The organism is Variovorax sp. LjRoot84 (genome assembly GCF_964254305.1).
Lineage (GTDB): Bacteria > Pseudomonadota > Gammaproteobacteria > Burkholderiales > Burkholderiaceae_C > Variovorax.
In genome coordinates, this window is sequence record NZ_CAXUTE020000001.1 from 2,381,445 (window position 1) to 2,405,087 (window position 23,643).

15 protein-coding genes and 1 tRNA gene are annotated in these 23,643 nt (G+C 62.0%); 9 read left to right on the forward strand and 7 right to left on the reverse strand.

The genetic code is table 11. From position 1 onward, the window contains the following. The first annotated feature begins 269 nt into the window (after positions 1-269). From ACSQ9I_RS12215 to ACSQ9I_RS12230, 4 genes are all read left to right on the forward strand, one after another. A tRNA-Arg gene (locus ACSQ9I_RS12215) sits at positions 270-344 on the forward strand. 621 nt (positions 345-965) lie between these two features. Beyond that, a complete protein-coding gene (locus ACSQ9I_RS12220; RefSeq protein WP_436313333.1) occupies positions 966-2,156 on the forward strand; it encodes a DUF6361 family protein in 1,191 nt (396 codons plus the stop codon). Between the two features lie 65 nt (positions 2,157-2,221). Next, on the forward strand, positions 2,222-3,964 hold the full coding sequence (locus tag ACSQ9I_RS12225) for a phospholipase D family protein (RefSeq protein ID WP_436313334.1): 1,743 nt from the start codon (positions 2,222-2,224) through the stop codon (positions 3,962-3,964). Beyond that, a complete protein-coding gene (locus ACSQ9I_RS12230) occupies positions 3,961-7,008 on the forward strand; it encodes a helicase-related protein (protein ID WP_436313335.1) in 3,048 nt (1,015 codons plus the stop codon). Before ACSQ9I_RS12225 ends, ACSQ9I_RS12230 begins: the two co-directional genes overlap by 4 nt. Before the next feature lie 316 nt (positions 7,009-7,324). Here the strand turns inward: ACSQ9I_RS12230 and ACSQ9I_RS12235 are convergent, their stop codons facing one another. From ACSQ9I_RS12235 to ACSQ9I_RS12260, 6 genes are all read right to left on the reverse strand, one after another. Continuing rightward, complete coding sequence (locus tag ACSQ9I_RS12235) at positions 7,325-8,137, reverse strand: hypothetical protein (protein ID WP_436313336.1); 813 nt, start codon at positions 8,135-8,137, stop codon at positions 7,325-7,327. Between the two features lie 3 nt (positions 8,138-8,140). Next, a complete protein-coding gene (locus tag ACSQ9I_RS12240) occupies positions 8,141-9,970 on the reverse strand; it encodes an AAA family ATPase (protein ID WP_436313337.1) in 1,830 nt (609 codons plus the stop codon). Between the two features lie 2 nt (positions 9,971-9,972). Beyond that, on the reverse strand, positions 9,973-11,982 hold the full coding sequence (locus tag ACSQ9I_RS12245) for a restriction endonuclease subunit S (protein ID WP_436313338.1): 2,010 nt from the start codon (positions 11,980-11,982) through the stop codon (positions 9,973-9,975). Then, positions 11,982-13,748, reverse strand: a complete 1,767-nt coding sequence (locus ACSQ9I_RS12250; protein ID WP_436313339.1) for an N-6 DNA methylase — start codon at positions 13,746-13,748, stop codon at positions 11,982-11,984. Before ACSQ9I_RS12250 ends, ACSQ9I_RS12245 begins: the two co-directional genes overlap by 1 nt. Before the next feature lie 37 nt (positions 13,749-13,785). Beyond that, complete coding sequence (gene hsdR, locus ACSQ9I_RS12255; RefSeq protein ID WP_436313340.1) at positions 13,786-16,227, reverse strand: EcoAI/FtnUII family type I restriction enzme subunit R; 2,442 nt, start codon at positions 16,225-16,227, stop codon at positions 13,786-13,788. 62 nt (positions 16,228-16,289) lie between these two features. Next, entirely contained in the window at positions 16,290-16,622 is a 333-nt protein-coding gene (locus ACSQ9I_RS12260; protein WP_436313341.1) for an HVO_A0114 family putative DNA-binding protein, read from the reverse strand. Between the two features lie 438 nt (positions 16,623-17,060). Here ACSQ9I_RS12260 and ACSQ9I_RS12265 point away from each other — a divergent pair, with 438 nt between their 5' ends. Both ACSQ9I_RS12265 and ACSQ9I_RS12270 read left to right on the forward strand, forming a co-directional pair. Beyond that, positions 17,061-18,881: a DEAD/DEAH box helicase gene (locus ACSQ9I_RS12265; RefSeq protein WP_436315743.1), complete on the forward strand. Its 1,821-nt coding sequence runs from the start codon at positions 17,061-17,063 to the stop codon at positions 18,879-18,881. Further along, positions 18,878-19,591 carry a PIN domain-containing protein gene (locus tag ACSQ9I_RS12270; RefSeq protein WP_436313342.1) on the forward strand — a complete coding sequence of 238 codons (714 nt, stop codon included), beginning with the start codon at positions 18,878-18,880 and terminating at the stop codon, positions 19,589-19,591. The genes ACSQ9I_RS12265 and ACSQ9I_RS12270 overlap by 4 nt, the downstream gene beginning before the upstream one ends. 163 nt (positions 19,592-19,754) lie before the next feature. Here the strand turns inward: ACSQ9I_RS12270 and ACSQ9I_RS12275 are convergent, their stop codons facing one another. After that, positions 19,755-20,801 (reverse strand): IS630 family transposase, encoded by a 1,047-nt coding sequence (locus tag ACSQ9I_RS12275; RefSeq protein ID WP_436313343.1) that lies wholly within the window; start codon positions 20,799-20,801, stop codon positions 19,755-19,757. A gap of 284 nt (positions 20,802-21,085) precedes the next feature. On the opposite strand from ACSQ9I_RS12275, the gene ACSQ9I_RS12280 reads away from it, so the two are divergent. The 3 genes from ACSQ9I_RS12280 to ACSQ9I_RS12290 are packed head-to-tail and all read left to right on the forward strand — an operon-like array spanning position 21,086 to position 23,624. Next, positions 21,086-22,177, forward strand: coding sequence for a DUF3883 domain-containing protein (locus tag ACSQ9I_RS12280; protein WP_436313344.1), 1,092 nt, complete (start codon positions 21,086-21,088; stop codon positions 22,175-22,177). Between the two features lie 5 nt (positions 22,178-22,182). Next, on the forward strand, positions 22,183-22,575 hold the full coding sequence (locus ACSQ9I_RS12285; protein WP_436313345.1) for an HIT family protein: 393 nt from the start codon (positions 22,183-22,185) through the stop codon (positions 22,573-22,575). Positions 22,576-22,580: 5 nt separating this feature from the next. Continuing rightward, positions 22,581-23,624, forward strand: coding sequence for an HNH endonuclease (locus ACSQ9I_RS12290; protein WP_436315745.1), 1,044 nt, complete (start codon positions 22,581-22,583; stop codon positions 23,622-23,624). Positions 23,625-23,643: the final 19 nt, after the last annotated feature.

The following is a 23,643-nucleotide window of genomic DNA, read 5'->3' on the forward strand; positions in this document are numbered from 1 at the left end:
TCCATAGTTGTCTGTTCAAGACCGCGTCCTGAGCAAACGGTCGAAAGGCTCTAGAGCGCCATGCGGCCCGGCCTCGATGGGGTGGCCTGCTTCGCGAACAGCTGCGTGGTTCTGCTGTCGTAGTCGGCGTGCAGGGCATCCGCAAAGCCCGCAGGACCTGGCGGCTGGTTTCGGTCTTGTTCCGGTTTTTGGCTGGCGCCCAAGCGCCCTGCAAGGCCGCGGCCTGATGAGCGATAATGGAGGGCTCCGGTCGATGGCCGGAGCCCCATCTCGCTGTATTTCAACGGATAGAATTCGGCCCTCCGAAGGCTGAGATCCAGGTTCGATTCCTGGCGGCGGGACCAATTCGAAGGCCGGAAGCTTCCACAAGCTTCCGGCCTTTTCCGTTCTCCCTCTGTGAGAGCCTAGCCGATCGTGTGAGTGCGTGCGCAGAAGTGTGCATCAATCCGGGGGCATGAGGGGGCATTTCTGGGGGCAGGTCCTCTGAAAATGGGGGCATCTTCGTTCTCTGTGTCGAAACATCCCTGGACCTAGTGCTTGTTGAAATTCTTGTCGCGGTAGTTGACGCCCTTGCACCTGCTTCCATCGACAGACAGCACGTCGTTGGCGAACAATTCGAGCCTCCTACACAGTAGAACAAACTATGCGGCAGATCGGGCGGATGGCTTTGCCGTAGTCCAGAGTAATGAAACCAGGGGCCGGTGAGCCATCAGCTCGACATTGGCCTGCGCCTCGGGCTCCAGGCGTCGGCTGGATGCTGTCCTTGTGAACGCCCAAGCCGACGAACAGGATGCTAGATTTGATCTCTATGGCCCGACCCCTCCCAAATAAACTGGAACACACCGGCAGCCCGTCTGCCAGGTACCTTGGTGTAGCTCCCCAGGCCCAGTGCTCGCAGCCCACGGCATTGCAGGGGGCGAGCCGCCCGGCGTCACGAAGCCATCTTGTCTAGCGCACCGCGCAGGATGGCGAGTTTCGGTTGGACCTACCTGTCGCGCGAAGCCTTGAGAAGGGCCCAGGCCCAGCTTGCCGGCCAGACGCAGGGGGTCCGCGACGAGATCGGGTTTCTCGAAATCCACCAGCGCTATGCCGATCGTTTCTTCCCGGGGACGTCGGTGCTGCACACGCGGTTGCGCTATGCGTTGTTCGTGCCGTGGATGTACGAGGCGCTTGCGCGGCGCCGCAATGCCGGGTCAATCGACCGACTCGTTGAACGGGAAGAGCTGCGTCTGGTGCAACGCCTGCAGGGCGCCGGTACCGGCATCATCGGCGGCGCCAAGTGGCCTGAATCCAGCCAGCAGCCGCCTTCGGTTGTTTACTGGAGTGCGCTCACTGCATGGGGTATCGTGCAGCGGCGTGGCAACGATCGACCCTGGTCGCGCCGCGAAGTGCATAGGCGGCTCAAGGCCTCGTCGCAGCGCGTGGACGACGACGGCACGCCGCTGGGCGACTTGGAGCCGCCGTTCATCGCGCTGCCGGCGCTGCGCGAGAGCTGGGATGCTGCCTCGAGCCTTGGCTTCGACCTACGTCGATCCGAAGCGAACTTCATTCGCCAGCGCTGGAATGCCACGCCTTGCAGCGCAGACCCCTCACGCGAGTCGTTGTTGGCGCGCCTGGCGGCCTCCGGCTTCGCCGCAGCGGACAACTGCTGGGACGCCGCTGTACTGGACCTTGCCGGGCCCGACCGCGAAGCGCTCGTGCACGCTGGCCGTGCGGCCGCGCTGATCGCGATCGGCCGTGGCGTGTACGCGGCCCTGGTCGAGCGGCTGTGCGCGGGGCAGGACGGGTTGTCGGCGCAGCACCAACGGCGAAACGAACTGGCGGACGCAGTGGCGAAATACGGTACTGACGCAGCGAAGTTCGACATCGCTGCCATCGAAGCGGATATCGGGCCGGTGAGCGAAACGCTGCGCACCGTTCTGGTCGAGACGCAGCGCTGGGTGCGAGAGCGTCGTTCCGATCCAGCCCCCCTGCTCGATTGCTACACCGACGCCGAGGTGCCGCGAAAGACCCGCCGCGCCCGGCTGGCCCTGACCCTGGACGGCCGCACCAAGCGCGCCGAGTGGATCGTCGATGAGCACCCTACACCCGCGCCTCTGCACTACCGCTGGGAGAACGTGCAGCGGTTGCTGCGCGACCTGGGAGCGGCGACATGAGTGGCGCTGCACCCTGGCCCGCGGTCGCGTTCTTGGACGCGCTCCGCCCTGAGAGCGGGTGGCACGTGGACCGGGCGCTGCTGGCCACGTATTCGGCCGACATCGTGTCCCTGGTCGCGGCACTGCTGGCATTGGCCGGGCGGGATGACGAGGCCGGCGACGGCAACCCGGCCGACCTGGCCGACGCGGTCGAGCAACTGAGGGGCAAGGTGCGGTTCATCGTCCAGGAGGGACGCCTGGCCGCCATGAGGAAGCTCGCCGCGATTTCGGTCATCGTGGACCAGTTCGTCGCGAGCGTGCGCAGCGACGAAGAAGTCGGTAGCTGGCACCCGAAGGTAGCCGCCGTTCGCTTCGATACGCCGCAGGGCAAGGCGTGGCGCGTGTGGCTGGGAAGCCGCAACCTCACGGTCGCGAGCAATCTGGACTTCGGGCTGACCTTGGACGGGTACGAGGGCGCAGGAAACGGCGCTCGCATCGAGGGGGTCGATCGCGTTGTCTCCGCCGTGGCCGAGAAAGCCGGGCTGTCGCGCGCGCAGGCACGCAGCCTGACCGCCGCGTGCGCCAAGGTACGTTGGAACGCCCCGAAGGGCTTGAACGTTCGCGAGATGCGGATGCTGTCGCCTGGCAAGCACGGCGCTGCGCTCCCTCGTTTCTCTGGGGCCGACGAGGTCGTCGTAGTCAGCCCGTTTCTCGACGGTACTTTCGTGGCGAGCGCCGGCGCCTGGGCCAAGCGCACGGGTACGCCATGCACCCTGTTGTCTACCCATGCCGAGTTGCACAATCTGGCACATCAGCAGGGCAAGCCGTTGCAGGCATTCGAGGACAGGCTATTGGTCTTCGAGTCGCCGGCGCGCGAAGAAACGGACCCGGAGCCCGCGCGCACCGACGCAGCCGCCGAATCTGACGCGCCGCCGCCCGACGAGGAACGGGTAGTTCGCGGACTGCACGCCAAGCTGCTGGCCGTTCGTCAAGGAGCCATGTGGCAGATGTGGGTTGGCAGCGCCAACGCCACGACGCGCGCATGGAGCACGAACCATGAATTGGTAGCACTGGTGGAGGGCACCGCGCTCATCGGCAACGGCTTGCATGAGCTGCTGGGCTCATGCCGCACCGTCACACTGGCGTCCTTGCTCGAGACGCCACCGGCCGCGGGAGACGAGGTCGAGACCGAGCTCGAACTGGCCCGCAAGCAGATCAGCGCCGCCTTCGAAGGACACCTTGCCCGTGAGGAAGACGCCTTTCGCCTAGTGTGCGAGGGACCGTTCCCGTCGCTTGCCGACCGTGTCGGCGTACAGGTCGGACTGATGACCGGGCCGTTGTTCGACTGGCCGCCCGGCGTGCAGGCCGTATCCTTGGGTCGATTCGACATCGCGCAACAGACCGGGCTGGTGCAGTGGCGATTGTTCGTCGGCGCAATCGAGTGCCGTTGGCTCCAGTGCTTGGAGGTGCGACCGGCGCTGCCACGCGAGCGTGACCATGCGGCGATCGCAGCCCGGATGACGCCGAGCCAGTTCGTGGCCTGGATTCGCTCGTTGCTCAGCGGCGAAGCCGACGGCGGCGGAGACCTGGGCTCGTGGCGTTCGACGGGCCAGTCCACTCCGTCGACGCCGCTGTCCAAGATCACGCTCGAGGAGGTGCTGGGGAGCCGCGCACGGCCCGGCAGCCGGGCGCGGGACCTGGACGCGCGTATCGATACGTACCTGAAGCACGTGATGCAGCGCTGCGCCGGCCAGCCCGAAGCGATGGCGCAATTGGAGGAGTTCTACGATTTGTGGCGCCTGGTGCGCACGGAACTGTTGCGCCCATGACGGCGAAACTGACTGCGTTCCAGAAAGCGACGGTGGACGCCGCCGTTCGCGCGCTGACCGATCCTCAAGGTGCGCGGCGATTCCTAATCGCAGACGAAACCGGCTTGGGCAAGACAGTGGTTGCGCGCGGCGTGATCGAACGGATGCGCACGCTGAAACCGCGCAGAGGGCGGCCCTTCCGCGTCTACTACGTCACCAGCGGGCAGCGGATCGCTCACCAGAACCGCTCGCGCTTGCTCGACTTTCTGCCGCAAGACGATGTTCAGCGCGCCCTCGTCAAGGCGGGCCGTCTTTGCCTGGTCCCGATGGAACAGCGCACGGCCAGCGACGTGGAACTCTTCGCGCTCACACCGTACACCTCGTTCCCGGACGAGAAGAAGCGCCAGGGCATGGGACGCAAGGATGAGCGCGCCTTCATGACCATGCTGCTGAACCAGATCGCGCCGCGGCTGTCGGCACGGCTGCCTCCTAAGTTGATGCAGGGACGAGTCAGCGATGTCGGTTGGAGCGCGCAATTGCAGCTGGGTCGCCGGAGCGCAGCCGCCACAGAAGACAAAATGAAATCTCGGCTGCACGACGCCTTGGTCCGCACCTTCGGGGCGCCGCTCGAGGAGACGTTGCCAGCGGCCGCGCGTGCGACCAAGCCGATGGCCTTTGTCTCAAGACTTCGGCGCTGTCTATCGCTGGCCGTGCTGCAGGCGTTCCCGCCGGATATCGTCGTCCTCGACGAGTTCCAGAAGTTCAGGGATTTGCTCACCGCGCACCAGCAGGACGACTTGGTGAAGTGCCTGTTCTCGGGCACGCGCGAGCATCGACCGGCGGTGCTGCTGCTATCGGCCACCCCCTATCGGACGTATGCGACGCGGTGGGAGGAGGAAGACGATGCAGCCCACGTCCAACTGTTCGAACTCGTCGAGTTTCTGGGGGGCGATCACGCCGGCAAGGACATTCGCCTCGAAGCCGAACGTCTGTTCCACGAGTTCGGCAGTTGCCTGCATCAAATCCCGCGCCTCGAACAGGACCAGGCTAGGCAGGCTGCGGAGGTCGGCCGCGCGCGACAGGTGAAGAAAGACTTGGAGGGCTTGCTGACGCGACTGATGTCCCGGACCGAACGGGCGCTCATTGCAAGGATGGAGAGCCACGACCAAGCCGCCGAGGAGTTCACTATCGAGTTGGCGGCCCAACCCACCCCCGCCGACATCGCGGCCTATCGTCACTTGGTCGATGGCTTCAATGAGGTCGATCGCCCCGACGCGGTACCCTATTGGCTGTCAGTACCGTTGGCAGCTCAGGCCTTGGGGCCGCGCTACCAGGCATGGAAGCGGGCGAAGTTCACCGCTGAACGCGGCATTGCGAAGATCACGAAGGCCTCCATTGAGCATCCGCATGCCACGGCGGATTGGTCGCATCCGAAACTGCGCGCACTGAAGCAGGTTGAGCCAACGCACAACCTCGTCACTCCTTGGGTTGGTCCTTCGCTGGCATGGTGGCCGCTGCGCGGCGCGTGGGCGGAACAGTCGGCGAGTCCGAAGCTGTTGCTCTTCGGACGCTTCCGCGCGACACCCCAAAGCGTCGCGGCGCTGACCAGCTTGGCGGCCGAAGCCCATTCCTTGGGGCGCGGCGACGACGTGGGGGCGACGCGCAAGCGCCGGAGGCTTCGGGCGCGTGGCGCGCAAATGCCGGTGTTCGCGCTGTTCCACCCATCGCCGTTCCTGACGGAGTGTGTCGATCCGTTGCTGGCTGCTGGTTCAACGTTGGAAGCGGTTCGCCGATCGGCAATCAAGCAGATTTCGGCTGCACTTAAGGGTGTGCTTCCCATTCGGGGCGACACAAAGAAGAAACGTACGCGACGGAGGCCGACGTGGATCGTCTTGGCAAACATTGAGCGCCGCCTTGGACCACCGGCTACCGTCGCCGCCGCAGCCTGGCAGTCCATCCCTGAGGTTCGGCTCATGCTGGATCAGTGGCACAAGGCTCCGGCATTGGATTGGATTAGTCCTATGGAAGTGCGCGAGCTGGCCGATCTGGCGATCTCTAGCCCCGGTGTCGTTTGCGCCCGGGCCCTGCGACGGCATCAGGTGTCCTCATTCACGCCGACGGAACTCGTCAAACTGGCCCACTTGTGTTGGAAGGGGCTGCGCACCTATCTCGACGAGCCGATCTTTTACGCAAAGGCGCCTCGAAGAGAGGCTGCCGCGGAGACGATTCGAAGACTCGTGCTCGATGGCTGCCTCGAGTCCGCGCTGGACGAGCACTTCTGGATGAAGACGCGCAGCGGTGCGCGCACGGCCACGGCTCTGATGGACGAGTTGTTCGACGCGCTGAAGCTGAACGCAGGCGCGTTCACGTTCCGGTCGCTTCAGGATCCCCGACAAGGGCTTCGGGTTCGGTGCCATGCTGCTGTCCCTTTCGGAGGAACGGACGACGAGAGCTACAAGGAACCCGCTCGCGGGGCAGAAGCCCATGGCGCTCCCGCCCGTGCCGACGAGATCAGAGAGGCGTTCAATACGCCGTTTTGGCCACACATAGTCGCGACCACGTCGGTGGGCCAAGAAGGACTCGACTTCCATACATGGTGCGATCGGGTGGCGCACTGGGATCTGTGTCCGAGCCCTGTCGAGCTGGAGCAGCGCGAGGGACGGGTCCATCGCTATGCGGGGCTGATGGTCCGTAAGAAGCTGGCACAGGTACTTGGAACAGACGCGCTGTACGGGGCGCAGCGCCTCGACTCCGCTTGGAGCCGACTGGAACAAATGGCGGAAGCCAACTTCCCAGGCGGCTCAGGCATGTCGCCGTGGTGGCAAGTGGCCGGCGCGACCATTCATCGGTATGTGTTCCGCTTACCGATGAGCCGAGATATTGAAAGGTTCAAGACACTGCGTGAGCAACGCTTGATCTACCGGCTGGCGCTGGGCCAGCCAAACTCCGAGGACTTGATCGCCTCGCTCGCGGTGGGCAGCGATGACACACGGAAACTGCTGCAGTCGTTGGTGTTGAACTTGAGCGCATATGCCAGGGGGATCGGGCTAGCGGACAAGCGGTAGGACGTTGGCAACTTGCGGGCGTGCCCGGGTTGAGTGTTGTCGACCAATCGAGCGGGGGTGATCACGGTCTTGTTAGACGGCGCCAGTGTTGGCCTCTGCGTTGTCGGCGTCCGTCCAGCGATTGCCGCCGGTCACGCCAGCTAAGACGAGATGATGTGGCGTCCTCCGGCCGGAAGCAGTTGATCGCGTAGTGGTACCAGATCCATCGCGTAACCCCAGCGCTTAGAGGCAAGGCGGTGTTGGGGCGGGGCACGTTTGAGCCTTGTTCTTGGCTATCACTTCGGGCGGTCGTTTCGGATTTCTTGCCGTCGTCGAGCTAGCCAAACACCTGTGCCTGCTGCAGGAGCGTTCCGGACTTTCGAACGCAGGCTTCAGCAACGGAAGAAAACTCGCTTTCGTAGCACACCCGCTTCTTCAGAGCCTCAATCGCCATGGCTCGCATTAGCTTCTTCAGGGCCGCTGGTGCGCCGGACGCGGAAGTGTACTTGGCCAGCTGTTCGTGGCAGTCTTTCCAGACTTCGGCGCGCTTGGCGTTCAAACGGTCCAGGCGATTGAGGCCGATGACCTCGATCGTAGCCTTCACTCGCTTGCAGTCCTCGTCGTCGGCGCCAGGCGCTGGCACGGCCCGGCAGCCGTCCTCGTCCATCTCGAAGCTAATCAGCCGGGCATCGTCGGTTGTTGGGTCGATTAGTGCGGGCGCTTCCAGCGCCAGGCTGCCCGCCATAGTGGCTGAAGCCCGGTGCCCACTCACCAGCGGGAACACGTCGCTCTTCTTGACGTTGATCAGCTGCCCACAGATGCGGTAGTTGCGCCAGTCAAAGGCCAGCCACCAGTAGCCGGGCTCGGGGTTTAGCTTTTCGACATCGCTCACCCGGCCCTTGGGGCGGTAGTGGTCCACGTGGTACGCCGACACGGACTCCTGCGCCTCCGTATACCAGCACTTATTGTTGAAGCGCTCAAGCAACCAGTTGCGCACGCGGTCGTCGCGCCACAGCTTTTCATGCTGCCCGATGACTACCTCGCGCTCCTCGTCAGTGGTGGCCGCCATCAGGGCTTGCGTCAGCGTTTGTGCTTCTGTCAGCCAATCCTGCGGCGGCGCTAGGTTCGCAGGGATCACGACCTTGCGCATGCGTCACTGCCCTCCCTGGCGTAGCAGCTTAGCCAAATCCGCAAGCTCGCCTTTTTGTTCGTTGGCCAGCAGATCTCGGACGACGGATTGGGCCAGCGCCTCCTGCTCGGCCAGCTCCTGGGGGGTCAACAGCCGGTTGATTGGTAGCGACCGAGCCTCGTACATCTTCTGCACGAAAAGCTGATACATCGGATCGCGATACTCCCGTGAGAAACCCAGCTCTTCCAAGTATTGGCGCATGCGCTGCAGTTCCTGCGCTTCGGCCTCGTTCAGGCCAGCCTTGGCCTCTTTGGCCATCAGCTCGTTGCGGCGTTGCAGGTCGTCCAGCGTCTGCGGGTCCAGGGTGGATGGCAGGCCGAACAGCTCGCTCTTGAGCAGACCCGCCACGCCCATGCCCTGAGGGTGCTCGTGGGGTATGCTGATCTGGGTCTGCTCGCCCTCGCGCCGCAGGATGTGCACTTGCTCGCGGCGCAGGCTGCCCAACATCATCGGGTCGTGAGTGGTAATCAAGATTTGTGACTCGCCCTGAGTACTGGTGTCCTGCTCGGCCTGCAGCACGTTCTCGATATCGTTGAAATAGCGCAGTTTCCAGACAGGGTTCAGGTGGGTGTCGGGCTCGTCAAGCAGGAACAGGCAATGGTCATCGCGCGTGATACGCATCAGGCCCAGCACCGTGAGCATCTGGAGCTCACCCTCGGACAGCTGGGTAAAGCTCACCGCGCCGCCATGGCCCTCACGCTTCTTCACTGTGATGCGAATTTCGTCGATCAGGTCCCCGATGTACGCCCCTTCGGCGTAGCGGAAGAAGCTGTCGGGGCTGCCAACCAGCCGCCCAAGCTCCCCAAGCTTGGTCTGACTGGGGACAAAAAGGTAGAGCTGCTTCTGCAGCTCACTGCGGCCGCGGAAGTCGATCTGCTTGCTGATCTCCTGCTCGATCGGCGCCCAGGCAACCTGCCAGAGTTTGTCGAGGAACTCGCTAACCACATTGCCGCGCGCAAACCAGAAGCGCGGGTCGCCCTCGTTCAGCTCGTTCTCGTCGAACTTGCCGCCTTGACGCTTGCTGCGCAGCCGGTGCGGTTCCTTCAGCACAAACAGGGCTGACTCCAGCGACTCGATGTGCAGGTTCTTCAACACCTTGTGGAAGACCGGGTCGTCCGACAGCAGGCAGGCCAGCAGCACCAGTTGGCTATGGCCGCCACGGCAGTAGAACAAGCGCCGCAAGCGATCGTCACCCGCCCGCTTCAGCTGCATCTCACGGCGGCGCTTGGCATCTTCCAGGGCGCGGATGTCAGCCTCGCTGGCGGTAAAGTTGTCCAGCAGCTGTTCAGGCAATACCTCGTCGGCGGTGATCTCCTGGCGCTGGTTGAAGCGGCGTTGATGCTCCTGGAACAGCGACTCGATGCGCTCGTTGCGGCCAGAGTAGTATGCAAAAACATGCGTCGGCAACAGGCGCGGGCCGCGCCTCTCATCGCGTGGGCTCTTCTCTGGTGGATCGTTCTTGTTGAGATAGTCCTGATTGACGCGATCACCGTCCACCCAAACGTATGGGCGTTTTTGCTTTGCGGTGTCGGCCTGAATGCGCACGACATGACCACGGATCTCGTACTCCAGCGTGTAGTCGAACGCAGCCTCCTGATTGAGATCCAGATCGCGAAAAATGGTGACCAACGCCTCGATCAGATTGGACTTGCCGACGCCGTTTTGCCCGATCAGCGCGTGGCTGCGGATGGCCTTGGCCGCTGCACCTGGCAACGGCGAGACCTGCATGGCGAAGTCAATCTCGACCCCGCGTAGGTTGCGAAAGCACGGAATGGCCAGGTGTTTCAGCTGCATGCTCAGGTCGCTTCTTTGACCACCATCTTGGCGACCTGAGCGCCATCCGGAAACTTCTTGGGGCCGTCCGGCGCGTTTTTGTCCAGCACGTAGCTCGGATCGTCAATCCAGCCATGCGCCACTTCGGTCTTTAGTTGAGCATAGAAGGCGTCGATCTCGCCACCGAAGCGCTGCCACAGGTCGCGGGCCGACAACTCGCCGTTGTGACGTGCCAAGAGGGTGGCCAGCGGGGCCTTGGCTTTCACATCGGGCGGTGCGCCCAAGCGCAGGGGGGCGATCAGTTCGGTTTGCGGGGCTTTCACATGGGTGTCCTCTTCTTTTTCGGGGGTGATACCGGTGAGAGCGGCGACGGCGGACATCGCGAGACGCCCACCCGCCTTTCGCGCATCACGCAGTTGCGACTCAAGTTCGTCGCAGAGGTGCAAAAGTTGCTCCACACGAACAACGATTCGCGCTTGCTCAGGCACCGGCGGAGTTGCGAGCTCAAGCTGTTTGAGCTTCGCAGCCTTAATTCCCTTTGCGGTCATCCCGGTAGAGTTTTTCTCCAGCAGAGCCTGAAAAATCGGCGACATCAGGAAGTACATTGCACAGCGCGTATTGAGATCTGCGAATGGCTGCAAATCAATAATGCGTTGTGCAAGTGCGAAGGTCGGCTCGTCTTCAATCAGAGCAACATTTCCCAAAGGTGCTTCTGTTGTGATGAGCAGATCACCAAGCTGCGGAAAGCCGCGAGTCATCCACTCCGCGTACGACGTCTCGGATATATGTTCGATCGGATCTCGCTGCAGCCGCCCGGGTCGAACGTTCTTGGCGGTAACGAGCACTACGCCACTGTCAGTCTTGGTCGGTGTCTTTCCTCGATAGTCGACGAACTGAAATAGCTCATCGAGAGAAAGTCTTGTCCAATGGTCCGGGATTTCGAGATCGAGCTGGACTACATCAGTTGCCGTCGAAGTCTTGCGTTTCATTTCACCGGATGCCAGACGCAGAGCTTTTGCTTCTCGGCTACGCAAGACGAATTGTTGAACCGGTTCGTCGTTAGGTGATTCTTCACTCAGTAAACCACTCACAGCCAGATCTAAGACTGCAGCGCGCAACGCGGCCACGTCATCCGGCTCAGTAAACAGGCGCCCGAAGTTGGCTTGCAGGCGTTTCCAGCTGATCTGCAGTTCGTGTGGGCTTTGGGCGTTGGCGAGGGCTTGCAGAGTGGACTGGCGCAGGGCATTCTGCAGCTTCCGGCGGGCTTGCTGCTGCGCCTCAAAGTGATCGCACAGCGCCATCAGCTCATCGACTTTGGCGACGATGCGGGCTTGCTCCTGCTGTGGTGGGAATGGGAACAGGGCTTCGCGCGCGGAGTCGGTTCCAAGTCGCGGCAGATTCATGCCATAGGTCGATCCGTCGGCATAGGCGACGAAGTACGGCGACTTCAGGTACCACCGCAGATAGCCGGCCTCGATGCACTCGAAGAACGAAATCGGGCTGATCTCAGTTGTACAAACCCCTGGCGATTCTGCAATCAATACCTTGTCGAGGTACGGACGCAACTTGCCATACAGCACCGCACCAGCAGGAAACTCGTTCTTGGTGCTCTTGAACTGGCGGTCGCGAGCCAAGACTTTGGACAGGAGCTTCGATGTGCCCTTCTCAATGTCTTCCAGCTCAAGAACCCAAGTGTCTACATCAACGTCCTCGAACTCAACCTTGGGAGCATCCCCGTAGTTTGTAACGTAACCGAGGCGGATCCAAGCCCAGCCGTCCGGAAGCACCCAGGGCTGATCGCCTTGCGCGACTCCCCTCGGATCAGGCTGCCGCTTGAGCTCCTTCATTGCGACCAGAGTCTTCTGGCGCTGCCTATTCAGTTCGATCAAAGCGCCGGCCGTGACGTCGCCCTGGACGCGCTCTGTTAGCCGACCAGAGATGGCCAGTTGAAGCACCCACTCTCGCAACCTTGCGACGCCCCCAGGCGCATTAGCGATATTGCCAAATTCCGCCAAGAACTGCTGCGCATCCATCAGGCGTCCTCGCCGACGAAGTGGTGCGCCAGCGCGGCGGCGAGCTCGCTCTTCAGTCGGTTCTCGGTTTCCTCAATCTGGTCGAGCAGGATCTTGAACTTGCCTAGCAGCACGTCGGGGTCATGGCTCTCTTCTTCCGGCGCGTTTGGGTTCTTCAGGTCCAAGTTGTAGATGGGCCAGTACAGCCTGTCGCCCGTTGCCTGGGCGTCGCGGGTTTGCAGGCGTAGCGCCTCGGTCTGCGTGCGCAGGGTATCGATCTCGGCTTCCACCGGCTGGCGTTGCTTGGCATCGCTCACGCCCTTAATGGAATCGCGCAGGTCGCGGATGCGGGTGTCCAGCGCGCTGGCCTCGTTGCCCAGCTGTTCAGCACGTGTCCAGTGTGGTTGCGCCTCCGCTTCGGCCCGCTCGCGCTTGGTCTTGAAGTCCACCTGCCAGGCGAACTCGTTCTCAACACGGTCGGCAAAGTCCTTGGCTTCGCTGCCCCACCAGTCCTGCTCGGGCTTGAACTCCTCGAAGCGGACGGGCTTGGTCTTGCTGTAGCTCTTGTAGCCCGCCGGATAGGGGTGCTCGTAATACCAGATGGTGTCGGTGTGGAAGTGCTCGGTGCCGTCGTCCGCCGCCGCGCCCTTGGTGAAAAACAGCAGGTTGGTCTTGATGGTGGTGTAAGGGGCGAACACACCCTTTGGCAGGCGGACGATGGTGTGCAGCTTGCACTGTTGCATTAGGCGACGCTTGATCTCCGCTTTGATGCCATCGCCGAATAGGAAGCCATCGGGCAACACGACTGCGGCACGCCCGTTTTCGTCGAGGAGTTTGACCACCAACTGCATGAACAAGTCGGCCGTCTCCTTGGTTGGGTGGTGATAGCCCGCTGCGACGCTATCGTCTTCATAGCCGCCAAACGGTGGATTGGTCACGATGCACTCGACGCGGTCGTGAGCCTTCCAGTCGTTCCACCCCGTGGCCAGCGTGTTTTTCCGCTCGACTTGCCCGTCGACCTCGACGTCGTGCAGCACCAGATTTGTGGTGCAGAGTAGATGCGGAAGCTGCTTCTTCTCGATGCCTCGAATCAACCCGTCCGTGGCGCGACGATCCTCGACCTTCGACTTGTCCGTGATCTGGTTTCGGAAGTGATCGATGGCGGCAGTCAGAAAGCCACCTGTGCCGCAAGCCGGGTCCAACACCCGCTCACGCTTGTCCAACCTGGGGTTGACCCGTTCCACCATGAACTGGGTAATAGCACGCGGGGTGTAGAACTCCCCGGCGTTGCCGGCGCCGCGCAGGTCGTTCAGCAGCTGCTCGTAGACGTCACCCAAGTTGGCGCGGGTCTTGAAGTCGTGGAAGTTGATGGCTTCTTCCAGCTTTTCGATCACGGCCAGCAGCTGGGTGCCCGACTTCATGTAGTTGTTGGCGTCTTCAAAGACGCTGCGGATCACCTTGTGCTGGGCACTGGCGTTGGCATCCAGCTCTTTGAGGGTGAGAAACAGCTCGTTGTTGACGAAGCTGATGATCTCGCTGGCGGCCTTTTGCGGGGCCTTCTTGCCATCAGGACCGGCCACATAGGCGGCCCAGTTGCGCCAACGCATGGGCTCGGGCAGTGGAGATTTGAATTTGGGGTTGTCGTCTTCCCACTCTTCTTCGCGCTGGTCGAATACCTTGAGGAAAAGCATCCAGGTGAGCTGGCCCAGACGCTGGGCGTCACCGTCGACGCCGTCGTCTTTGCGCATGATGTCCTGGATGGACTTGATAGTGCTGCTTAGGTTCATCTAGTTGTTCTCGTATCACGCGGCCTGAGGGCTTGGCTCAAGCCTGTTTCTGCTCGGTCTGATCTTGGTCGTACAGGGCTTGTTCAAGTATCTGCACGGCCTGGGTGTATTGCTCGACGCTGCCAAAGATGCCGCGCCGGATCTGGGTCCTGCTGCCGAACTGGTCGAAGGGCGGCAGTTCCAGCACCTTGGCGTCTTCGATGTCCTGCACGCCGTGGTCGGCGAACTTGTCGAGCAAGGCTTCAAGCACGGCTCGGGCTTGCTCGCCGTACCGGCCAAACACATCGCGCTTTTTGACGTTGTCAGCGCGCTCACGGCGTGTGAGCGGCCTTTGGTCGAAGGCTACGTGGGCCACCAGGTCAAACACGTCGAGGTCGGCCCCGTTGGGCACGGATTGTTGCAGGATCTCCAGTGGCACTCCGTGTTCGGCCAATTCTTCCAGCATGGCTTGCTTGCGCTCCGCGCCGTTCCAGCGGCGCAGGAACTCGGTGAGGCTGCCGAATTCGTCTTGCAGGGCCTTCTTGATGTCCTCCTTGAGGAGGACCCGGTAGTCCTCGGTGATCAGCTTGCCATCGGCGTCGAGGTATTGAGAGCGCTCGACAGCGACACGCACGTTCACGTCGTCGATCACGTACTTGACGCGGCCTTCACCGCCGCCGCCTCCGGTATTTCCACCGGAGGGCGTGTCATCGCCGCCTAGGGTGCCGGGGCCATAGGGTGGCGGCTCGGGCTCGCCGGTGCCGGGCAATTCTGGGCCTTCCGGTGGCACCACAGGGTCATCGGGTGTGGGTTCGTAGATCACCACCGGCTCGCCGTCGAAGTCTGGGTCGGCAAACAAGCGCGTGGCACCCTTGAAATCCATGATGGTGAAGTAGAGCTTCTGGTAGTCCTCGCGCAGGCGGGTGCCACGGCCAATGATCTGCTTGAACTCGGTCATCGAGTTGATGTTCTGGTCCAGCACGATGAGCTTGCAAGTCTTGGCATCCACCCCAGTGGTGAGCAGCTTGGAGGTGGTGGCAATGACCGGGTAGGGCTCGTCGTTGTCGATGAAGTACGAGAGCTGCGCCTTGCCTTCATTGTCGTCGCCGGTGATCCGCATCACATAACGGCGGTTGCTTGCGGCGGCGGGGATCAGCTTGACCAACTCTTGGCGCATGCGCTCGGCGTGATCCTGGTCATCGCAGAAAACGATGGTCTTTGCCATCGGGTCAGTGGCCTTGAGGAATTCCCACACCTTGCTGGCCACGAGCTTGGTACGCTTCTCCAGCACCAGGTTGCGGTCGAAGTCTTTGGTGTTGTACTGCCGCTGTTCGACCTCTTGGCCCAGCTTGTCGAGCTTGCCCTTTTCGGGTGTGTAGCCGACGGCATCGACATCGCTGGCGATGCGGATCACCTTGTAAGGCGCGAGGAAGCCATCCTCAATGCCCTGCTTGAGCGAGTAGGTGTAGACCGGGTCGCCGAAGTAGGTGATGTTGCTGACCTCTTTGGTCTCTTTTGGCGTGGCTGTCAGGCCCAGGTGCGTGGCAGCGCTGAAGTAGTCAAGTACATCGCGCCAAGCCGAGTCGTCCGCGGCGCTGCCGCGGTGACATTCGTCGATGACCACCAAGTCGAAGAAGTCGGCGGGGAACTGCCGGTAGATCTGCTTCCACTCCTCGCGTCCGGTCACCGCCTGGTAGAGGGCTAGGTAGATTTCGTAGTTCTTCTTGACCTCGCGGTTGGTGATCTTGTGCATCACCTCGCCGAAGGGGGCGAAATCCTGCTGCATCGTCTGGTCGATGAGAATGTTCCGGTCAGCCAGAAACAGAATGCGTTTCTTGGCTTTGGCCTTCCACAGTCGCCAGATGATTTGAAAGGCGGTGTAGGTCTTGCCGGTGCCGGTGGCCATGACCAGCAGCACGCGCTGTTGACCTTTGGCGATGGCTTCGATGGCACGGTTGATGGCCACGCGCTGGTAGTAGCGCGGTTCTTTGCCGCTACCGTCCGCGTAGAACGGCTGTTCAATTAGCTTGACCGCGACTGGCTCAGCGAGACCTTTCCACTCCTGATACAGGGGCCAGAGCTCTTCTGGCGACGGCAACGCTTCGAGCGAGAGCTCTCGTTCGATTGGTTGTGTCAAGCCAGTACGGTCATGCAGCAGAAAGCCCTCACCATTACTGCTGATGGCGAATGGAACGTCGAGCATCTCCGCGTACGCCAACGCTTGCTGCATACCGTGACCGACCGAGAAGCGCGCTTGCTTGGCTTCAACTACGGCAACGGGGACGTTGGGGCGGGCATAGAGCACGTAGTCGGCGCGCTTGGGACCGCCCTTGGCGTCCGGATTCTTGACGCGTGCAGCCAACTTGCCACGCACCATCACTCGGCCGTCGGTCAAGTTCACTTCTTCGCGGAACTGATGCTGATGCCAGCCCGCTTGCTGAAGGGCTGGAGTGATGAACTTGGTGCAGATGTCGCGTTCGCTCAGTTCGGCTTTGTTCACTGACGCTCCTCCATGAATCCGATAGCTTTGTTCGTGCCCTGTGTCCCCGCTGATGACGACCATCACTCGAGTAGAACGATGAACTCCGTCGCAATCGCTTCGGGCCGAATTGCGCGCGCACCGTCAGTGCGATGCAAGCGCACCAGTCCATGAGCCTCGAGGTTTTTTAGCGTCCTAGAGAGATTGCTTGGCGCCCGGCCAGAAAGCTTGGCGAGTTCCGCGACAGTTTGCGGCTGTGCCGAGCACATCGTTTTGAGCAACTGGCGGTTCTCATCCGACAGAACACCTACCAGCTGCCGCCATGAGTCGAACCACACCGTAGGCGTAGGTTCCCAATCCTTAGGGTGTGGGAGCTGAGACGTCCGCCCGGTGCGGATGCCAACGACAGTGCGCATGGAGTTCCAAGTTGTTTTCAGATGATCATATCAGGCGAAAATACCTTCCCAACCAATGACGTGCGTCCAACGTGCGGTCTCCAGCGCCGGGCCTCTGTTGACCTGGATCTCTTCAACCACATCGTGGACATGAAGGGAGCAGGGAGCACTATTTGCTCATTGGCGATCGCTTGCGGTCGTGCCGCGGTAGCCTGCAATCTCAGGCGACTCCAATGGTGAACATTAGTAGACTGATCCATCGTGCGGGCCTCCTTGGCCGCCACCACTTCCCGTCAAGGCCTGGAAGTAGTGCGCAAGCGCGCCGCCATCCTCAAGTCAACGCGAAAGATGGGGTTGATCGCAACAGTTGCGACTTACATCACAGTTCTGTGGACTCGGGAGCGTGTGCCAATGATTGACGACGCGAAGATCGTGATCTGCACCTTGTTGGGATCATTAATGGCCGTCCTAATGCCAGCTCTTAGTACTTGCGCCGCGCGCATGACGTCGGGTGAGCGCCGGCTGGCGGAGCGTCTTCAGCAGAAACTCGACGACGACTACCTGCTGTGGTTCGATGTGCCAATCGGCCCCAAGCAGTGTCATCCCGACTTCGTCGTCTTGCATCCGCGTCGTGGTCTGCTGATCCTGGAAACCAAGGACTGGCGCCTTGACACCATTCGCGGCGCTACTCGTGGTGACTGGCTGATCGCACCCGACGGCGTGCCAAAGAGCGTGCCCAACCCGATTGAGCAGGCCCGCCACCAGAGCCTGCAGGTGGTCGATGCCCTCAAGCGCGATGCGCAGCTGGTCCAGCACGAGGGCAAGTGGCAAGGCATGCTTACTTTTCCGTGGAGCTACGGAGTCGTCTTCACGCGCATCACGCGCAAGCAGTTCGATGCGGCGGGCCTCAGTCGCGCAATCGAACCGCACCGCGTGATCTGCTCCGACGAGATGCTGGAGGAGTGCGAGCCTGAGCCCTTCCAGATGCGCCTCTGGGAGATGTTCCCGCACCTCATGCGTGGCACGCTGTCGCTGCCCCAGATCGACCGGGTGCGGTGGAACCTGTTTCCCGAAGTGCGTGTGGCCGAACAAGGCACGCTCTTCTCTTCGTTCGACGACGCCGATGAAGCCGCGAGCATCCCTGACTTCCTGCGCGTGATGGATCTGCAGCAGGAACAGCTGGCGCGCAGCCTCGGGGACGGCCACCGTGTGATTCACGGCGTCGCCGGCTCCGGCAAGACCATGATCCTAGGCTACCGCGCGGAGTACTTGGCCAAGGCAGCGACCGACGCGGCCAAGCCGGTGCTCGTCCTTTGCTACAACGAGCCGCTGGCCGTCAAGCTGCAGGCCTTCATGCAGGCCAAGTCGCTGGCGAATCGCGTGCATGTGCGGCACTTCCACAAGTGGTGCCGCGACCAATTGGTGGCCTTCGGCCAGCCCTTGCCGCCCAGCGAGCTCCCCGTGGGAGCCAAGATGGAGCAGATGGTGCGCAACGTCATCGATGGCGTCGACCGTCGCATGATCCCTTCGGGTCAGTATCTGGCGGTGCTGGTCGACGAGGGCCACGACTTCGCACCTGAGTGGTTGAGGTTGGTCACGCAGATGGTCGATCCAACCACCAACAGTCTGCTGCTGTACGACGACGCCCAGAGCATCTACGACAAGCGGCGCGGCAAACCCTTCAGCTTCAAGAGCGTGGGCGTACAGGCGCAGGGCCGCACCACCATCCTCAAGATCAACTACCGCAATACCCGGCAGATCCTGCAGGCAGCCAGTGCGATGGCTACGGAACTGTTGCGCCCGCAGGAGAAGGACGACGACGGCATCCCGCTGCTGCAGCCCGTGAGTTGCGGCCGCGATGGCCCGGAGCCAATCGTCATCGACCTGCCAAGCTCGCGCGAGCAGGCCGAGCGCATCGCCGACCTGATGGCGAGCGCCCACAACGAAGGCCACGCCTGGGGCGATATGGCGGTGCTGTGCCGCAGTTGGGCCTTGATGGACGAGTGCGCCCGTGCGCTACAGCGGCGCCGCCTGCCGTATAAGGTGCGCAAGGGCGCCCGCGATTTCAACCCGTTGGCCGACGACATCAAGGTGATGACTCTGCATGCAAGCAAGGGGCTTGAGTTTCCAGTGGTCGCGGTGATGGGCGCTCGCCAGATCATTGCCGCCAGCGAAGCAGGCGCTGTGGATGCGGACGCACTCGAGGAGATGCGGTTGTTCTACGTTGGAGCGACGCGCGCGACCTCGAGGCTCATTGTTGCCAACGCTGTCACTCAATGAGCAAGACCTACCTGTTGATCGATCTACAGAACAGGCGACCCCCGCCGGAATACGTCGCGTCGTGGATGGGGGCGAACGGCGAGGCGTGGATTTTCTTTGGTGAGCAAGAGGTCAAAGTTCTTCCGCAGTACCTTGAACTGGGCAAGCGGGTCTCGATCGTCGACATATCCAGGCCCGGCAAGAATTCTCTCGATTTTCACCTCGTCCTATATTTGGGATACTTGGCCGGCCGGCACGAGCCAAACACACGCTTCGTGATCGTCGCGGCTGACGGAGACTATGACCCCGCGATTGCGCATGCACGATCGAAGGGGCTGAAAGTCGAGCGGTTGGAAGATCTGGTCATCCCATGTTCTATGTCTCAGGCGCGCGCCGATGATGAGCATCCATTTCGGGCACCGGTGTTGGGCGAACCGGAGTCGGTCAGATCAGCTTCCCCGAGCGCCAGAGTTGCTGCCAAGACGACGAAGCAAAAGACCGTGATCGTCGTCTATGGGGGAATCCTTGAGGACCTACGCAAGGCAGGGAGGCCGCGAAACTTGGAAGCACTAAAGAGACGCATCCAGTCGCGCATTGGACCCGAACCGGCACCTGACACGGTGGCTAACGTAATATCGCGACTCGAGACGATGGACCTAATCAACATCGTAGATGGAACGCTCAACTACGCGCAGGTGGCGCGGGAGGCACCGCCCGTGGACCCGGGGTAACTGAACTCGAATCCCTCGGATCTGCCAAGTTGAGATTCAAAGACGACCAACCGTCTGAAGCGCTCGATCGCGGCAAGTCGTGTGGCGAATCATCGCGATTCACTGGCTGAAAACTTTTAACCAATCGGTCACCCTTTCGACTGGCGCGCCCTAGTCCACTGAATCAGAAGAATTGGTGGTGTCGGCGCTGGGGATTGTCGTACTTCCACTTCAGCGGCTTCGGGGCCTTGTTGTGCTGACGGATGTAGCGCATGAGCTTCTTGTCCAGGTCCTTGAGCGAGGTGAAGATGCCGCGGCTGATGACGTCGCGCTGGATGCGCGAGAACCAGTTCTCGACCTGGTTGAGCCACGACGAGTAGGTGGGCGTGTAGTGGATCCGCACGTTCTCGTGTTCAGCCAGGAAGGCCTCGACCAGCTCGGTCTTGTGGCTGCTGACGTTGTCGCAGATGACGTGAATCTCGCGGCCCTGCGGCTGAGTGCCGACAACGTCGCCGAGGAAGCTGACGAACTGCTCGCTGGTGTGGCGCGGGGCGGTCATGCCCAGGACTTCGCCGGTGGCGGTGTTCAGGGCAGCGAACAGGCTGAGGGTGCCGTTGCGCTTGTACTCAAACCCGTGGCTCTCGGCACGGCCCGGCGCCAGCGGCAGCATGCGGTCCTTGCGATCCAGCGCCTGGATCGCCGTCTTCTCGTCCACGCAGAACACCGCGGCGTGCGCCGGCGGGTTCAGGTACAGGCCGATCACGTCCGCGGCCTTGGTCTCGAAGTCGGGGTCGTTGGAGACGAGGTGCCGTTCCAGCCGATGCGGCTGCAGTCCGTGCTTGCGCCAGACGCGCTGCACGGCAGAGAACGACACGTCGCCCAGTTCGGCCGCGAGCTTGCGGCTGCTCCAATGCGTGGAGCCATCTTTCGGCTTGTGCTTGAGCGTCTTGTTGAGCACCCGCGCTTCCAGCTTGGCCACTGGCCGTACAGGCGCGCGTCCCGGGTGCAGCGACACCAGCCCGGCCAGACCTTGAAGTTCAAACGCCTTGGTCCATCGCGTGACGAAGGCGTCGTTGCAGGCCAGCTTGGCGCGGATGTCTACCCGACGTTCACCGTCTGCCCACAGCAGCACGTAACGCGCGCGCCGCGCCAACGCCGCGCTGCCACTGCGCTTGCGAATCACCGCTTCCAGTTCGCCGCGCTCGTCGGCCGTCAACTTCATCCTGTGCATGCCTTCCAAGATGGAGCATACACAGCCGATTTCAATGATTCAGTGGACTAGTGTGCGGGAGCTAAGGTCGAGGCGAGTGCGATTCCCACGCCAGCGAGCAGAGCGCTCCGAAGTCAGGGCGGCAGAAACGCGCGTCAGTGCGAGTCATGAATACCTTGTTCGGGGTCGAGCGGTTAGAGTGCCGTCTCCGGAGGAGAGCATGTCAATGGTTGCTGTGTGCGTGGACGTCAGCGATGTCCGCTGAGTTGTCGCGTCTACAGAGTCCCGCCGCTGTCCAGGCAGCATTGGACGAGTTCGTCCGATTAGGCCGCACTCCTTTCCTGGCCCGCTACGGCTTCGGTAAATCTCGCGACTTCATGGTGCGCGATGCGAAGACCGGACAGCTGTGCGACTCCAAAGCCATCGTAGGTGCTGCTTTCGGCCATCAGTTCCCCGAGGAAGGGCCGCTCAAGGCTGCTGACTTTTTCGGCGGCGAGGCCAGCGTCGTTCCCAAGCTCCAGCGCATGGGCTTCGAGGTGGTGCGGATTGGCGAAGACTGGAGCGCGGACGAAGTGCAGGCGACCGTGGCCTCCTACTTTGAGATGCTGCGGCTCGAGGCGGCCCAGGAGCACTACATCAAGACCGAGTTCAACGCCCAACTGCGCCAGCAGCTGCGAGGACGCAGCAAGGGTTCGGTGGAGCTGAAGTTCCAGAACATCAGTGCCGTCCTGAACGGCCTGGAACTGCCCTTCATCTCCGGCTACAAGCCCCGTACCAACGCACAACTCTTGCTGCGCCAAACGGTCCAACAGTTCGTGCTGGACCATCCCGATGTCGTGGGGCAAGTGGTCGACGCCATGGAAGAGGTCAAGACTCCAGGGAAGGCTTCCTTCCATGCTTCTGTCGTCGCGCCGCCGCCGGTCGAGACGGTTCTCCAGGTAAAGGGGGACATGCCCAAGCCTCGATTGCCGCGCAAGGTGGATTGGGCGCAGCGCGATGAGGCGAACCGCAAGCTTGGCCGCGCAGGCGAGCAATGGGTGATTGGCTTCGAACAGCGGCGCCTCAGCGAAGCAGGCTATCCGGAGCTTTTTCAACAGCTTGATTGGATCTCGGAACGGCTGGGAGACGGCGCGGGCTACGACATTCTTTCGCACGAGCGACCCGGTGTGCACCGCTTCATCGAGGTCAAAACCACCAACGGCGGCCATGCCGCCTCGTTCATCATCAGCCGCAACGAACTGGAGTTCGCAGCCGAGAAGGAGGATGCCTTCCACTTGTATCGGGTCTTCCAGTTCCGGGATGAGCCCAAGCTCTACGTCCTGAAAGGCAATCTCGCCGAGCAGCTCCACCTGGAGCCGATCGACTACCGCGCCTCCTTCCGTCGCCTGATGCATTGACCCGCATGATCGCGAAGCGTTGCCCTTTCTGTACCTTGCCATTCGCTCGCGTCCTCGGGCAGAACGAACATGCGGTGTGGATTCGAGATGATTTTCCTGTCTCGCCTGGCCATAGCCTCGTGATTCCCAAGCGTCATGTGGGCTCCTACTTCGAGATCACGCCAGAGGAGCGGGCAGCGTTGCTCGAACTGCTGGATCAGGCGAAAGCTGCGGCACAAGCGGAATTTCGTCCGGATGGATTCAACATCGGGATCAACGATGGTCCGGCAGCAGGCCAGACGGTGCCGCACCTGCACGTTCACCTGATCCCGCGTTTCCAAGGTGATCAGCCGGACCCCCGCGGCGGCGTGCGCTGGGTGATCCCAGGCACGGCGGACTACTGGAGCCCACGAGATTGACGGCCGTGACGGCGGCCCCCTCGGCAGAAGTACAGCTCGCGTTTCTGAGCAAGCTGCAGCGCCTGTTCGCAGAGGGCGATTTCACGGCGACCTACAAGTTCGCGCTACTAATCGTACTGTCAGACCTGGCGGTGGAACTGGGTGCGGATGATGGAAGAGAGCTGCCGCTCTCGATCCAGCAGATCGCGGATCGCTTTGTGCAGCTGTACTGGCGCCATGCATTGCCATATGGTACGGATGCTGGTGTGCTGGTCCAGAACCTGGGCGCCCAAGCCGCGGTGCTGACGAGCATCGCGGCATTCCGAGCGAGCTCCGGTGCGACGACGTCGACGCAGGCGCGCACCGCGCCGGCCTACAAGGCGCTGGTCGCCAAGGTGGCTGGGGTGGTTTCGGCCCAGCCGTTGACCTACCTGCAGAACCTTGGCGGCATCACCGACCCGTTCCTCTACGAAAGGTCTGGGCGGGGTCTGATTCAGCTCAAACCCACGGTGGCCTACTGTCTTCGTCGCTTTCACCCCTTGGTGCAGCAACTGGCGCGCACCCACTGGGTGGTCCATATTAAAGTCAACCGCCGCAATCACGGCATCTTGGGCGATGCGTGTGACCTGGAGGATTTTCTCTTCGGCATCTCTCGGCAGTCGCTGGCCATCATCGGCACGGGGCTGCGCAAACTGGACGGGGCGCGCTGCTTCTATTGTGGGCAGGGCATGCACGACGCCGACGTCGATCACTTCATTCCGTTCGCGCTTTATCCGCGCGATCTGGCTCACAACTTTGTGTTGGCGCACCCGCAGTGCAACAGGAGTAAATCTGACTCTTTGGCGGGTAAGTGTCACCTGGAGCGTTGGTTGCAGCGTTTGAACACGCAGTCCGCGCAGCTAGTCGAGATCGGGGCGTCCGCTGGCGTGGCGGTGGACGACAGGACCGTGCATCGCGTGGCTGCATGGGGCTACGCGAATGCCCATGCACCCGGTGGGCGGGCGTGGATCGATGCCGCGTCGTACGAAGCGGTCGGCCTCGATCACTTGCAGCTTCTGGGCGCGCTGTGAGGCTCACAGTCCTCTCCCA

Bases quoted from the DNA above. Each gene is read 5' to 3' on its own strand.
- ACSQ9I_RS12220 (WP_436313333.1), top strand. From the start codon at position 966: ATGGCGAGTTTCGGTTGGACCTACCTGTCGCGCGAAGCCTTGAGAAGG.
- ACSQ9I_RS12230 (WP_436313335.1), top strand. From the start codon at position 3,961: ATGACGGCGAAACTGACTGCGTTCCAGAAAGCGACGGTGGACGCCGCC.
- ACSQ9I_RS12235 (WP_436313336.1), bottom strand. From the start codon at position 8,137: ATGCGCAAGGTCGTGATCCCTGCGAACCTAGCGCCGCCGCAGGATTGG.
- ACSQ9I_RS12240 (WP_436313337.1), bottom strand. From the start codon at position 9,970: ATGCAGCTGAAACACCTGGCCATTCCGTGCTTTCGCAACCTACGCGGG.
- ACSQ9I_RS12245 (WP_436313338.1), bottom strand. From the start codon at position 11,982: ATGGATGCGCAGCAGTTCTTGGCGGAATTTGGCAATATCGCTAATGCG.
- ACSQ9I_RS12250 (WP_436313339.1), bottom strand. From the start codon at position 13,748: ATGAACCTAAGCAGCACTATCAAGTCCATCCAGGACATCATGCGCAAA.
- ACSQ9I_RS12260 (WP_436313341.1), bottom strand. From the start codon at position 16,622: ATGCGCACTGTCGTTGGCATCCGCACCGGGCGGACGTCTCAGCTCCCA.
- ACSQ9I_RS12265 (WP_436315743.1), top strand. From the start codon at position 17,061: ATGGCCGTCCTAATGCCAGCTCTTAGTACTTGCGCCGCGCGCATGACG.
- ACSQ9I_RS12270 (WP_436313342.1), top strand. From the start codon at position 18,878: ATGAGCAAGACCTACCTGTTGATCGATCTACAGAACAGGCGACCCCCG.
- ACSQ9I_RS12275 (WP_436313343.1), bottom strand. From the start codon at position 20,801: ATGCACAGGATGAAGTTGACGGCCGACGAGCGCGGCGAACTGGAAGCG.
- ACSQ9I_RS12285 (WP_436313345.1), top strand. From the start codon at position 22,183: ATGATCGCGAAGCGTTGCCCTTTCTGTACCTTGCCATTCGCTCGCGTC.